Source organism: Acidobacteriota bacterium, from assembly GCA_026393675.1.
Lineage (GTDB): Bacteria > Acidobacteriota > Vicinamibacteria > Vicinamibacterales > JAKQTR01 > JBAXOX01.
Map to the genome: position 1 here is coordinate 16,679 of JAPKZQ010000005.1, position 12,775 is coordinate 29,453.

A 12,775-nucleotide genomic window follows, 5' to 3' on the forward strand; every position below is an offset into this window, starting at 1 on the left:
AGATGGCCGCCGTTACTTCGTCAACCGAATCTCCGCCTCGACAGGCATGCCTTGCTTCAGCACGCCCTTGCGGTTGTCCACGCTCACTTTCAGCCGGAAGACCAGCTTCGACCGCTCCGCGGCGGTCTGGACATTACGCGGCGTGAATTCCGCCTTGGAGGAGATGAAGGTGATCTTGCCTTCGATGCCCTGCCCCCCGGCATCCGTGAAGAGCGTTACCGTCTGGCCAAGCGACACGTTCGGCACCAGCGGTTCGTCCAGATAGACATTGGCCCACACGTTGTCGAGATCCGCAATCACGAGCAGCGGCACCCGCGGAGCGTGCAGTTCGCCCTGATCGACCAGTTTCTGGGTCACCAGACCGGTGATCGGAGCCAGCACGGTCGCGTCCTTGATGCCTTTCGTGATGATCGCAATCTGCGCGTCAATTGATGCGAGGCGGGCTCGGGCCGCCTCGATCTCTTCGGGGCGGGCGCCGGCCTTGAGCCGGTTGAGCGCCTCGGCGGCCGCTCGCATCCGCTGCTGGGCGCCAGAGACGCGTTTGCCAGCGACATCTTTCCTGGTCGCCGCATCGTCGCGTTGCTTCTCGACGCCCGAGTTGGCGGCCATGAGCGCTTCGAAGCGCTTGAGATCCCGCTCGGCAGCAGTGAGATCTTCGTTGGCGGCGGCCAGGTCGGCTTCGGCGGCCGCACGCATCGCCTCGGCCTGCAGGATGTCCTCGACGCGCGAGCCAGCCAGCAGCAGGCGAAGCTGGGCGTCGGCGCCCTCACGATCCGCCTGCGCGCGCTTGAGGGTCAGCACCGCATCGGCCGTGTCGATCTGGGCCACGACGGCGCCCGCGGTCACGCGGTCTCCTTCGGCCACCTTCAGGTCGAGCAGGCGGCCGCCGACTTCCGCGGACACCTGTACCTCAGTGGCCTCCACGTAACCCGACACCCGGACGAGGTCGGCCGGAGCCTTCTTCGTACACGCGGAGCCGGTCAGCAGGACGACCATGACGGCGGCCCCGACGATGGTGTAGCGCAGGATCTGGCGGTGCATGAATGGCGTCATAGACGATCTCCGTCTTGATATTCTGTCCCTATGCGAATCCTCATCGCCGGCGGATCGGGCTTCCTCGGCACCCACCTCACGACCGCCCTCACCGCGGCCGGCCACGATGTCAGTATTCTCTCACGTCAAGCGGATCTGGAGTCCGCCAGCCGCACAAGAGGATCGCGGACGATCGTCTGGATACCCGACGGATCCACGGGCCCGTGGGCCGAGACCTGCGGCCCCATCGACGCCATCATCAACCTCGCCGGCGCCTCGATTGGCGAAGGCCGATGGTCCCCGGCGCGCAAGACGGCGCTCGTCGCCAGCCGCGTCAACGCCACGCGAAGCCTCGTGCGCTTTGTCGAACAGGTATCGCCCCGGCCATCGCTGCTGATCAATGCGTCCGCGATTGGCTTCTACGGCGATCGAGGCAACGACGTCCTGACCGAAGATGCCACTGCCGGTTCGGATTTCCTCGCGACGCTTTGTCGCGACTGGGAAACGGAAGCGCGCCGGGCGCAGAGCGTCGAGACGCGAGTTGTCCTGGTGCGCACCGGCCTCGTCCTCGACCCTCGTGGCGGAGCGCTGGCCCGGATGCTGTTGCCGTTCAAGTTGTTCGCGGGCGGGTCGTTCGGCTCGGGCCGCCAGTTTGTGTCGTGGATTCACCGCGATGACTGGGTGGCCCTGGTGCTGTGGTTGCTCGCCGCACAGGACGTCGCCGGGCCGGTCAACGCGACAGCGCCAGGTCCCGTCACCAATACGGAGTTTGCTGGCGCGCTCGGTCGCGCGCTGCGCCGGCCGTCGTGGCTGCCGGTTCCGGCGTTTGCGCTGAAGGTGGCGCTCGGCGAAATGGCCAGTCCACTGCTCCTGTTCAGCCAACGCGTGATGCCGGATCGCGCCAGCCGCGCGGGGTTCTCGTTCAGGTATGCCACGTTGGAGCGCGCGTTCTCGAACCTGATTACTTGACGATCTTGATTTCGGTGTCGGTTTTCACCTGGAAGCGCCGGAACTTCGAATACGTGGCGCGCGCGTCAATGGTGACCGCGCTGCCGCCGGTGAGGTTCGGGTTCCGGGAGAAGACCTCCGTCATCTCGACCGGCACCCACAAGCCCAACGTCGCATCCCGCCCGTACTTGACGACAAACTCGATGTTGCTGACGTCATCAGGAAATGTGAACTGCATCCGTGAGCCGGTGATCGCGCCGCTTGCGGGATCGATCAGGAACCACCCGCGGCCGTCGATGTCCTTGGCATTGTTGTAGCTCACCAGCGTGGGCCGCCCGATTTCTTCGTAATCGATCCGCGTGGACACGACGCCGCCAACCTCCTTGGTCCCGCCAAGCTTGAAGCGAAAGCGCGAGAGGTTTTTGTACTCCAGAAACTCCAATGCGAAGAGGGGCACATTGATATTCCGCTCGACCGGGCCGATGTTGTACCGGGCGCTTTCGCTCTTGATCGCCATCAATTGGGCCTGGGATTCGATGCTTGGATCGAGAAAGAGCCGCTTCAGGCGATCGTCGCGGTCGCGCACGGCCTCCCCGTTCACCTCGAACACGTCCCGAAACGACGTCCACCCGCTGGCGCCGTCCCGCCGGACCAGCAGGAGATCGGACCGGATCTGCTGGCGCTGGCCCCTGGTCGACTGAACGTAGTTTTCTTCGGCCACCAGCAGCGAATACTCGCGCTGGTACCCGGCGATATAGTCGGAGGCCCGGGCCACCAGGCGCTGCAACTCCAGGTCGCGCGGCGACGGCGAAGCGGTCCTGGGCGCAGGTCCGGTGGGCGGTGCAGAGACATCTACGATCGAAACGCCGCGGGCTCCAGTTGTTGGCTCGGCGGCCCCGCTCCCGCGTGGCGCCGACGCAGCAGGCGGAACCAGGTCGTCGACATCCTGTCGCGGAACCAGCCAGCCTGGGGCACGAATGGTCAGTAGCTGGCGCGGTGCCTCGACGCGCAGCGTGTGGCGCGCGCCATCGGTATCAGTCGGCCCCGGTTCGATCCCCAGCACGTAACACGCCGAGAGTTCCGGCATGACACCCTCGAGGCTCTTGTCCGCGTTCTTGCCGAGCATCGTGAAGGTGCCGCCTGTCGCCTTGGCCAGCCGCTCCAGAGCCCCGACATCAAGCGGGTTGGCCACATCGTCGCGTGCACCGGGCAGGCCAACGGCGTAGATCGTCGCGTGCGCCGCTATGGCCGCACGCGCGACATCATCGACCCTCGCCACCGCGACCTGGGGGAATCCCGCCGAGAAGATCGCGAGGATCTTGCGGCCGCGCGACTCCCGCATCGCGTTCAGTACAGCCTGGAGGTTCGGAAGAAACCCGGGCTGCGAGACGGCGGTCTCGTCGCCCACGCGACCTGGAGCCTGCGCTTCGGTCGGCTGACGCTCGGTCATGGCTGCCCGGTCAGGATCGCTGGTGACACGATTCGGGTCGGTTCCAAGCGATTGTTGCTGAGCAGGGAGTTGGTCAGCGCCCACTCCAACCGACTGCGTGGCTTGCCCGACAATCTGGCGCAGGGAACCCCGCACCTCCGGCCGCTCGGTTGTCAGCGCCAACCGTGCGTCGCGCATGACCGGGATGCGGAGAACCCCGACACGATCGTCAAGGCCCAGTCGATCGATGAGCGCAATGGCCGCCTGTTGCACCATGCGTTCGTCTCCGCGCTGAATCGAGTATTCGTCGACCACCACCAGGACGTTGCGGGCAGGTTCGGCAGCGAAGCTGAGCGTCTCGGTGCGGCCAGGCAGGCGCTGCGCGGCCTCGTCTGACGCGCCGGGGCCTCGGCTCACATAGCGCACCCACAAGACAGGCCGCGGCTTGCCGTCGACGGTGACGGTGAAGTTGGCTGGTGTCAAGGTGTCGGCAGTTCTGCCGTCCCGATCCAGCACGACGATCTCAACCGGGATGGCCCGGGCCTGCCCGGCCGGCGCAGGACTCTGCGCCGACGGGACGGCGCGCAGAAACGCAGACAGAATCGCGACCACCGCGAGGGTCACGACGATCCCGAAATGCCGGTGGCGGCGCTGTCGGAACATCACAGGTCTGGCCTTGCCGGGGCGCTACTGGAAGTACTTCTTGAGCATCGCGTTCCAGGCCGGGACCGGCTCCACGGTGCTGCCGATGCCTTCGTACACAATCTGGCTGGTGGAGAGCCGCCGGCCGTAAAAGTCCCTGTTCGCGTCGCCATCGGATGTGATGGCCGATCCCTTCAGTGTCGCGCCCGCGAACAAGCCGCGAGTACGCGAGTAACTGAGAATCTGCGCGCGCAACTGGATGTCGGTCGAGGCCTCGGCATCGCGGCCGACCGGACCAGCCGCCACGGCGGCATCCGCGCCAATCTTGAACTGGTTGCTGATGAGATTCTCGATACCGCGCTGATTCAATACGATGAGCACGATGTCGACCTCTTCCACACCAATCTGCGCCCCGAAACTGCCCCCCGTGAGCGTCATAAACGCGGGCGGCGACCACGTGTTGGTCTTGGGATCGCGGACGCTCAGGATGCCGTGGCCACGATGGACGCCCGCCACGAATCCGCCCTTGATCGTCCCGGGAAAGACGGCCACAGCTTCGGCCTTCTTGAGGTAGGTGTTCGGCACCGCCTTGTCGGGCGCCTGCATGATCTCTTCGAACACCGTGATGCTGTGCAGGATGCGATCCGCCTGATCCTTTTGCGCAATCGTGCGGACCGGCCACAGGACCACTGCGACCAACACCGCACACGCCGCGATTCGCCATTTCATAAACCCCTCCAGTTGTTCCGATCAATACGCCACGAGCCGTTTGAGCGCCTCAGTGATCTTGTCCGCGTTGGGCAGGTTGTGCTGCTCGAGCACGCTGGAGAACGGGCAGTGCGCGTCCGGATACGTCACGCGCATCACCGGAGCGTCGAGCGTGTCGAACCGTTCTTCCATGATGGCCGCCGAAATCTCCGCGCCCATGCCGAGCGTCTTCACGTCCTCGTGCACAACCAGCAGGCGGTTGGTCTTCTCGAGCGAGGCAAACACCGCGTCCTTGTCCCAGGGCGCGAGGCTTCTCAGATCGATCACTTCTGTTTCGACGCCATCGCCGGCCATGCGGTTTGCCGCGTCGAGCGCCGGGAGCACCATGGCCCCGTACGTGACGAGCGTGGCATGGCGCCCTTCGCGACGGACGGCGGCCTTCCCGATCGGCACGATTTCGTCGCCCTCGGGCACGGGCCCTTTGGCGCGACGGTACAGGTACTTGTGTTCCAGGTAGATCACGGGGTTGTCGTCCCGGATGGCTGCCTTGAGCAGTCCCTTCGCGTCCCACGCGGTGGACGGCGCGACGACCTTGAGCCCCGGGCGGTGGACAAACCACGACTCGGGGTTCTGTGAATGATAGAGTCCCCCCGCCACGTTGCCCCCGACCGGCGTGCGCACCACGATCGGACATGTCGCGCGTCCGCCGTACCGGTAGCGGAGCGTGGCGGCCTGGTTCACGATTTGATCGAAGCCGCAGGTAATGAAGTCGCCAAACTGCATCTCGGCTACCGGCCGGTAGCCGCGCAGGGACGCACCGACACTGACGCCGATGATGCACGACTCGGAAATCGGCGTGTCGAGGCAGCGGTACTCGCCAAACTCGTCGTAGAGCCCCTTGGTGATGCCGAAGGCCCCACCATAGACGCCCACGTCTTCGCCGAGTACGAACACCTTGTCGTCGCGGCGCATCTCTTCAAAGAGCGCCTCGCGGATGGCTTCCAGGTAGGTGACTTCGCGGGACATCGGTCAGTATTCAGATGGAGGCCGGATCTTCAGACCCGGCAACGTCGTAGGGGCGCGATTCATCGCGCCCGGCCTGGATTCCGGCGTTCGCCGGAATGACGAGGCAAGAAGCGAGAAGGCGATCGCTGACATACGCCTACGCATACAGGTCCGTCACCGCGTCTTCCGGCGACGGCTCCGGGCTGTTCTCCGCAAACGCCACAGCAGCATCAATCTCGCCCCGGATGCGTTCTTCGATTCCCAGGAGGACGACGTCGTTCAGCACGCTTTGATTCCGGAGATACGCCGTAAAGGTCGGCAGCGGGTCGCGACTCTTCCACATCGCTTCCTCGTCGGCCGTCCGGTAGAACGGCTTATCGTGTTCCGAGTGGCCGTGCCAGCGATACGTCTTGCACTCGATGAGCGTGGGGCCCTCTCCAGCCCGGGCGCGCGCGATGGCGCCTAGCGTCGCCTGGTACACGGCCAGCACGTCGTTGCCGTTGATGGCCACGCCGTCAAATCCGTAGCCCTCGGCGCGATCGGCCACATCCTCGATGGCCATCGCTTTCTCGATCGGCGTCGAGTACGAGTAGATGTTGTTCTCGCAGATGAACACCAGCGGCAGCTTGTGAACGCCGGCAAAGTTCATCGCCTCGTGTACATCACCCGTGTTCGACGCGCCTTCGCCGAAATACGCCAGGACGACGTTGTCGCGTTGCTCGAGCTTGAAGGTCAACGCCAGTCCGGCCGCCACCGGGGTGTTCGCGCCGAGCATGCTGGTGTTCCCGAAGATGCCCAGTTCCGGCACGCCGCTGTGCAGCGCCGAATCGCGGCCCTTCGACAAACCGGTCGCCTTGGCATACATCTGCGCCATCATGACGCCCGCCGAGACGCCCTTCATCAGGAACGTCCCCAGATCGCGATGGAGGGGGCAGATGTAATCGTCTGTTCGCAGTCCGTAGCAGGTGCCGACGACGATCGCTTCCTGGCCAATGCCGGAGTAGACGCCGCTGCGCACGCGCCCCTGCCGGACCAGGATGCTCAGGCGCTCGTCGAACGATCGGATGAGCTTCAGCCAGTACAACATCTCGAGCAACTGCTCGGACGACAACTTGAACTTATGTCGTTTGATCGATGGCATACGAGGCCTGAAGGCAGTGTAGCACCAACGGTCGCGCGTCAGCGGAGGCAGTGTTCCGAGTCCGAAGAGCGTTGACAATAGTCCGGAGCGCGGCGCCAGGATCGCTAGGCGCGACGACCGAGACAATCGGGAATATTCGAGGGAGGAGCAACGCCGCGAGGCCGGGGCCCCCGACGCGGCACCCGCGTTGGGGTGGCAGCCGGGATGCCCCGCCCGGAATATGTCGAGGATCTTCGGAGTCGGAACGCTAAGTCCGTCCCAACAGAAAGCTCGCCGCGAGCCGCATGCCCACGCGAGGGAAGCGGACCAGAAACTGGCGTCGCGCCTCTTGGTAGGTCAGTTCACCGACCGCATAGGAGACAAGTAATCGGTTGACGTCCGGGAAGATGCGCACCGCCCGCACCAGCCGGTCGACACGCGACAGGTCGGCAAAGAGGTATCGACTGAGAAAACGCGAATCACGCAATTCGACGCCGATCTCCCGACGCCAGTACCGTTGGTACCGGCGGGTCGACGGTCCGTCGAGAATCGCGCGACCGGCGAGATCGCCAGACACCATCGCGAAGAAGATGCCCTCGGCGGAGAACCCGTTGACGAACCCGCCGGCATCGCCCGCCAGATAGACGCCCCGCCGCGCGGTCACCGGCAACGGCCCCCCGAGCGGGATCTGATACGCCAAGAACCGCGCCCGATCCGACGCGCCGACCAACAAGCCTCGCTGCCTCGCCTTCGCAATAAATGACGTGTGCACCTGGTAGGGCGGCTGGGCGATGTCGGTCTTGAACGACGACAGCAAGTACCCCACGCCGACGTTGACCCAGCTCGCTTTCGGAAAGATGTACCCGTACCCGTGACCGGCACCAGGCGCAAACGACACCCACAACGTCTGCTCATCGGTCGCGCGCAACTGGTCGGCCGGCGTCTCCTCCATCAGGTCGAGGGCCACACTCGATGACGGCCATCCCGAGTTGAATCCAAGGCGCCTCGAGACGACGCTGTAGACGCCATCGGCAGCCACCACCAGCGGGGCGTCGAACGAATGGCCCTCGCGCGTTTCGAGGTGGACCATCCCGCCCCGGTGCTCCGCCCTGGTGATCTCGGCACCTTCAACCAGTTCGGCGCCGGCTTCCTGCGCCAATTGCAGCAGCAGATGATCGAACTCGATGCGGCGGATCATCATCACAGTCGGACGGCCACCATCGACGGTGACCGCCTGTCCGCCGGGTCCCTCCATGTAGAGCCGCGTCACCGCGTGGGTCGCGATGCGAGGGAGCACGGATTCGAGATACGGGAACCTGACGAGCACGCGCCAGGTCAAGCCTCCGCCGCACGGCTTGGAGCGCGGAAACGTGGCGCGGTCGAGGATGAGGACGCGTGCGCCGCCGAGCGCCAGCGTGCGGGCGGCCGTCGATCCAGCCGGCCCGGCGCCGACAACAATGACGTCAGGGGTGCGTGAACCGCCAGCAGCGCGACGAGAAGAGAATCCGGTGTTGGACGTTATCTTCTTTCGGGTGTTTGGCTAGCCCAGGATGCGCGCGAAGCCGAACAATTCGTCGCCCTTCTCGGCCTGGCCCAGAAAGTGGCGCAGCAGCACGCGGGCGGCAAGGTAGGACGCCGCGCTCCCGTTGTGGCCGGTGCCCATCGCAAACAGGTGGTGTGGGTAGTTGCGATGCGGTCCTGCACACAGAAGCCCGTCGGTTGTCGTCGACACCGGCACATCCCAGCCGTATTCGGGCTGGATGCCCGAGATGGCCGGGTACAGCCTGGACAACTCGTACATGAGTTGGCCGATGCGTTGTACCAACACCTTATCGCGTGAGCGGGGCGCGACGCGCGGCTGGTCGGCTCCAACAAACAGCACCCGCTCATCGCTGGTCCGGCGCAGCGCGTGGCGCGGCTCGTCCTGGTCCAGGACGAGTGCGCGTGACCGTCCAAATCCACGGCGCACAAACGAGGGAACCGGCGCGGTGAGGACGCAGTAGGCATCCATCTCTTTGAAGTGGCGGCGCAACGGCGTGAATGGCGCCGGCGGATGATCGCTCGCCACGATAAGCGTTTCGGCCTTCACGAGGCCGCCATCCATGAGGAGTTCGACACCGCGGGATCGGGACCGTACCTTGGTAATCGGTGTGCGCTCGAAGATCGCCGCTTTGCGCCCTGCGGCTGCCGCGGCCAGACCAATCGCGACGCGGTACGGATCCACGTAGCCATCGCCCGCGGACCTGATGCCGCCGGTCGTCTCCAGGCCGGTCTCCAGCCGCACGCGCGCCGGCGTCAGCCATGTGCCGTCGACACCGCTGTCGCGGAGCGCCTGCATCTCGCGGCGCAGCGCCTTTTCGTCGGCCCCGTCCATGCCTATCCGGAGCGCGGCATCCGTCACCAGTTCCCCGCGGATACGCAGCCGTCGAATCGTTGCCGCAAAGTCGAGACCCGCACGCCGGAACGTCTGCCAGATATGGCGCGTGGCACGCAGGCCGTACCGCTCCTCGAGCGACCGGAATGGCACGGAGGGTTCGAGCCGCAGGAGCCCGGGATGGCGCGCCGTACCGCCCTGCGCGATACGGTCGGCTTCGAACAACGCCACGCGGAGGCCGGCCGCGGCAAACACATACGCTGCCGCGCAACCCATGAGGCCGCCGCCCAGAATGGCGACCTGCGTGGCAAGTTCGCCACGATGCCTTGGGTACACGGGCTGGCGCGATTTCGGAAACCGGTCCAGCCAGTACGAAACGCCGTAGCGGGTTTTCATGACAGAAGGGTCTCGTATCCCGAGCGACGCGATCTTACACCGTCTTGGTAACCTTGTTCAGACCCCGCGGGTGATCGGGATCAAGACCACGGATGCGGCTCAAGTGAAACGCCAGCAATTGCCCCGGCACGATCGCCGCGATGGGAGACACCCACTCGGGCATGTCGGCCGGGAGCGCGATCGGCGCCGCCGCCAGGTCGAGTGACGAACGGAGATTCGACAGCACGACGGGACGCGCACCGCGCCCGCTGATGTCGGCAAGCAACCCGTCCACTTCCTCGCTCACCGCGCCGGCAACGTTGACAACAATGGCCGCAAACCCGGTTTCGATGAGCGCAATCGGCCCGTGCTGGAAATCGGCCGACGAATAGGGTTCCACGGCCACGTGCGCCAGTTCCTTGGCCTTAAGGGCCAGCTCGAACGCGGTCGCGAAGTTGAATCCCCGGCCCAGGACCACGCCATGCCCGGCGCCGCGCAGCGTCTCGGCTGCCGCAACCACAATCCCGTCATCAACGCCCGCCGCGATCGCCACGAACTCCGGGACCCGTGCCAGTTCGCGCCGTCTGGCCCCGTCCTGCGCGAGTTCGGTCGACAGCATCGCCAGCGCCGTGAGTTGCGCGGTGTAGGTCTTGGTCGCCGCAATGCTCTGCTCACGTCCCGCGCGAAGCTCAATCACGTGGTGTGCCGCCTTCGCCAGCGGCGAATCGGCGACATTGGTGATGGCCAACGTCTGGCAGCCCTGGCGGCGCCCTTCCAAAACGACAGCAACCAGATCGGGGGATTCGCCAGACTGCGAGACGCCTATGACGAGCGCACCATCCATCTGTGGAGCCGCGTGATACCGGGTAAACAGTGACGGCGTCGCCAACGACACAACGAGACGGTTGCAGGCGCCGAACACATACTGCGCGTACCGGGCGGCGTTGTCGGACGACCCGCGCGCCGCAATCACGATGTGCCGCACAGGGTGCGCACGGAGGCTCTCGGCCACCCGCTCAACCTCGGACGCGCCATCCCGCAGGAGGCGACGTAGCACCTCTGGCTGTTCGGCGATTTCAGCGCGCAGCACGGAGTCGGTCAACCGGGTACCTCTGTCGCGATCGGAGTCAGTCATCGCTGGCGCGGCACAATCAGCAGCGCGTCGCTGACCTTCCTCGGCCCGGGTCTATCCGATGGGTGATTCACAATGGTCCCAGCCACCACCATCGTCGTCGAACCGCCGCCATCGAGATTCAGTGCGTTCTCCAGTTTCAGACCCGTCGCGAGTTTCTGCAGTTCGCTGAAGGTCATCCCCACGCTGATGTCCGAATTGCGGCCATCAACCGTCACCAGCCAGATGGTGCCGCCCCGACTGGTACCGATCATCGTCCTCGGATGCCGCTCCGTATTGAAACCGGCGCGCAGTTGCTCATCCGTCCAGTCGGTGAGCACCTGGCCGTTGCGGATCAGGAGCCCCGCTCCGCCCACGGTGTCGTTGGCGAGCGCCCAGTCGGCGACTGGTGTGCCCAGCCGAGTCTTGAATTGCGTGTCGAGCGACACGACCTGATCGCGATCGAGCGTCTCGAGGCCGGTCGGCAGCACCGTGCCTCCAAACGACAGCACCGCGCCGTCTTTGAGAATCGGCGTCTTGCCGGCGTTTGGCCGCCGCTCGGTCACGTGAAGCGGTGACCCGGCCAGTTGCCACTCGACCCCGGTATCGGCGGTGTCACTGTCGGGGCCAAACCGGGGCGTGTACAGCATGAGTTTGCTGCGCGCCCTCGTCGTGTCGACACCGTCAATGGGCACGGCCACCGTCTCGGTGCCCAGGCGGTAGGTGAGCGTCACCGACGCACCGACACGATCAAACAGCAGCCGCAGCGGTTTCCCGGGCGCGCGGACAATCCCGACGGCGCCTCGCGTGAGCGCGGCATCGCTCACCAGTTCGTGATCGATCTCGAGCACGCCAGCCGGATCGCCGTTCTTGATCACGAAGAACCCGGCATTGATGGCGGCGATGGCCTTGTGCCGGGCCGCGATGTCGGGAACCGTTTCGAGGCTCATCGGGCGATCCCGGGCCAACGCGCACCGCAGGTCGACTCTCGACGGATCAACGCGAAGAATCTGGATGGCGACGACGCCGGCGGGATCGAGCAGGCCAGGGTCGTTCAGCTTGTAGAGTTGGACGCCGTCGGCGACCTTCTCGGGCTTGCCGAGGCTGAGCGTCGTCTCGCGTTCGCAGGCCGGGAAGCCGGCTGCCACCGCGACGAGCAGCAGCAGTACCGCCGACCACCGCCTAGACGCCGAGACGCGTGTGCCGCAGATCATGTCCACCCGCGCCTATTATGGCCTCAACGCGGGATGGATGGACCAGGCGTCAAAACTTCCACATCTTTCGTCATTCCGGCGAACGCCGGAATCCAGGCATCAGAATTTCCACATCACATTGATGATCGGGACTGGATAGACTCCGTGGTCCGAATCGATTAAGAGGCCGAGGGCGAAATCCGCGGCAACCCGTTTGCCACTGACGCGCACGCCGCCAGTCGCCAGACCAACGCCGGAGGTACCGAAGACCCAGTTCTCGCTGATGAACCGCACCCGGTCCGAGACGCGTTTCTCCACACCGAACATCACCATGGCGGGAAAACTGTCGTTTCTGACCAGGGGCGCGAACACCGCGAGGCTCACGGCGGCATCAGGGCCGCCTGTAGTGACAACTCCGTAAGCGAAGCCGCCGATACCGTGATGGATGGCCACGCCAGCCATGATGCCGGCGGCTACCGACGTCCGATCGCCACGGTACACTTCGAATTTCGGCGTCAGCCAGAAAACCGGTTCACTCTCCGCCAACATCGGCCACGGCAGGCCTCCGCCAAGCGAGAAGCGATCGGTCACGCCGACCTGCGTGACGGGAAGCAAGACTTCCCAGACGCCGACGTAGCCCTTGCCCGGCGGCAACGACCGCGCGGTCGGGCCAAAGAACAGCCTGGTCTCGCTGACATCGCTTGTCTGGGCCCACGCGAAGCCGGGCATCCATGCGAATGCCAGCGCAAGGACGAGGATGAGAACCAGGTGATGCGGCGTGTAGTGGCGGCTGGAATTCTGATACATGGCGCTGCCTCCTGTCTGCTGTGGGTCGACA

11 protein-coding genes are annotated in these 12,775 nt (G+C 65.3%); 1 reads left to right on the forward strand and 10 read right to left on the reverse strand.

Annotated elements, in window-relative coordinates; all coding sequences use genetic code 11:
• Positions 1–12 precede the first annotated feature (12 nt).
• Entirely contained in the window at positions 13–1,053 is a 1,041-nt protein-coding gene (locus NT151_02420) for an efflux RND transporter periplasmic adaptor subunit (protein ID MCX6537781.1), read from the reverse strand.
• Between the two features lie 30 nt (positions 1,054–1,083).
• Between NT151_02420 and NT151_02425 the strand changes: the two genes are divergently transcribed.
• Positions 1,084–2,001 carry a TIGR01777 family oxidoreductase gene (locus NT151_02425; protein MCX6537782.1) on the forward strand — a complete coding sequence of 306 codons (918 nt, stop codon included), beginning with the start codon at positions 1,084–1,086 and terminating at the stop codon, positions 1,999–2,001.
• Here NT151_02425 and NT151_02430 read toward each other — a convergent pair.
• From NT151_02430 to NT151_02470, 9 genes are all read right to left on the reverse strand, one after another.
• Positions 1,994–4,072 carry a VWA domain-containing protein gene (locus tag NT151_02430; GenBank protein ID MCX6537783.1) on the reverse strand — a complete coding sequence of 693 codons (2,079 nt, stop codon included), beginning with the start codon at positions 4,070–4,072 and terminating at the stop codon, positions 1,994–1,996. The genes NT151_02425 and NT151_02430 overlap by 8 nt on opposite strands.
• A gap of 24 nt (positions 4,073–4,096) precedes the next feature.
• Entirely contained in the window at positions 4,097–4,780 is a 684-nt protein-coding gene (locus NT151_02435; protein MCX6537784.1) for a lipid-binding SYLF domain-containing protein, read from the reverse strand.
• A gap of 21 nt (positions 4,781–4,801) precedes the next feature.
• Positions 4,802–5,785, reverse strand: a complete 984-nt coding sequence (locus NT151_02440; GenBank protein ID MCX6537785.1) for an alpha-ketoacid dehydrogenase subunit beta — start codon at positions 5,783–5,785, stop codon at positions 4,802–4,804.
• 136 nt (positions 5,786–5,921) lie between these two features.
• Complete coding sequence (locus NT151_02445; GenBank protein ID MCX6537786.1) at positions 5,922–6,905, reverse strand: thiamine pyrophosphate-dependent dehydrogenase E1 component subunit alpha; 984 nt, start codon at positions 6,903–6,905, stop codon at positions 5,922–5,924.
• A gap of 247 nt (positions 6,906–7,152) precedes the next feature.
• Positions 7,153–8,343 (reverse strand): geranylgeranyl reductase family protein, encoded by a 1,191-nt coding sequence (locus tag NT151_02450; protein ID MCX6537787.1) that lies wholly within the window; start codon positions 8,341–8,343, stop codon positions 7,153–7,155.
• A gap of 81 nt (positions 8,344–8,424) precedes the next feature.
• A complete protein-coding gene (locus NT151_02455; protein ID MCX6537788.1) occupies positions 8,425–9,654 on the reverse strand; it encodes an FAD-binding oxidoreductase in 1,230 nt (409 codons plus the stop codon).
• Positions 9,655–9,688: 34 nt separating this feature from the next.
• Entirely contained in the window at positions 9,689–10,768 is a 1,080-nt protein-coding gene (locus NT151_02460; protein MCX6537789.1) for an SIS domain-containing protein, read from the reverse strand.
• A complete protein-coding gene (locus NT151_02465; GenBank protein ID MCX6537790.1) occupies positions 10,765–11,958 on the reverse strand; it encodes a phosphodiester glycosidase family protein in 1,194 nt (397 codons plus the stop codon). The genes NT151_02460 and NT151_02465 overlap by 4 nt, the downstream gene beginning before the upstream one ends.
• A gap of 99 nt (positions 11,959–12,057) precedes the next feature.
• Positions 12,058–12,744 carry a hypothetical protein gene (locus NT151_02470; protein MCX6537791.1) on the reverse strand — a complete coding sequence of 229 codons (687 nt, stop codon included), beginning with the start codon at positions 12,742–12,744 and terminating at the stop codon, positions 12,058–12,060.
• Between the last annotated feature and the right edge of the window lie 31 nt (positions 12,745–12,775).

What these genes read in the sequence shown, in the direction of transcription:
- NT151_02420 (MCX6537781.1), bottom strand. Translation starts at nt 1,053, where the DNA reads ATGACGCCATTCATGCACCGCCAGATCCTGCGCTACACCATCGTCGGG.
- NT151_02425 (MCX6537782.1), top strand. Translation starts at nt 1,084, where the DNA reads ATGCGAATCCTCATCGCCGGCGGATCGGGCTTCCTCGGCACCCACCTC.
- NT151_02430 (MCX6537783.1), bottom strand. Translation starts at nt 4,072, where the DNA reads ATGTTCCGACAGCGCCGCCACCGGCATTTCGGGATCGTCGTGACCCTC.
- NT151_02435 (MCX6537784.1), bottom strand. Translation starts at nt 4,780, where the DNA reads ATGAAATGGCGAATCGCGGCGTGTGCGGTGTTGGTCGCAGTGGTCCTG.
- NT151_02440 (MCX6537785.1), bottom strand. Translation starts at nt 5,785, where the DNA reads ATGTCCCGCGAAGTCACCTACCTGGAAGCCATCCGCGAGGCGCTCTTT.
- NT151_02445 (MCX6537786.1), bottom strand. Translation starts at nt 6,905, where the DNA reads ATGCCATCGATCAAACGACATAAGTTCAAGTTGTCGTCCGAGCAGTTG.
- NT151_02455 (MCX6537788.1), bottom strand. Translation starts at nt 9,654, where the DNA reads ATGAAAACCCGCTACGGCGTTTCGTACTGGCTGGACCGGTTTCCGAAA.
- NT151_02460 (MCX6537789.1), bottom strand. Translation starts at nt 10,768, where the DNA reads ATGACTGACTCCGATCGCGACAGAGGTACCCGGTTGACCGACTCCGTG.
- NT151_02465 (MCX6537790.1), bottom strand. Translation starts at nt 11,958, where the DNA reads ATGATCTGCGGCACACGCGTCTCGGCGTCTAGGCGGTGGTCGGCGGTA.
- NT151_02470 (MCX6537791.1), bottom strand. Translation starts at nt 12,744, where the DNA reads ATGTATCAGAATTCCAGCCGCCACTACACGCCGCATCACCTGGTTCTC.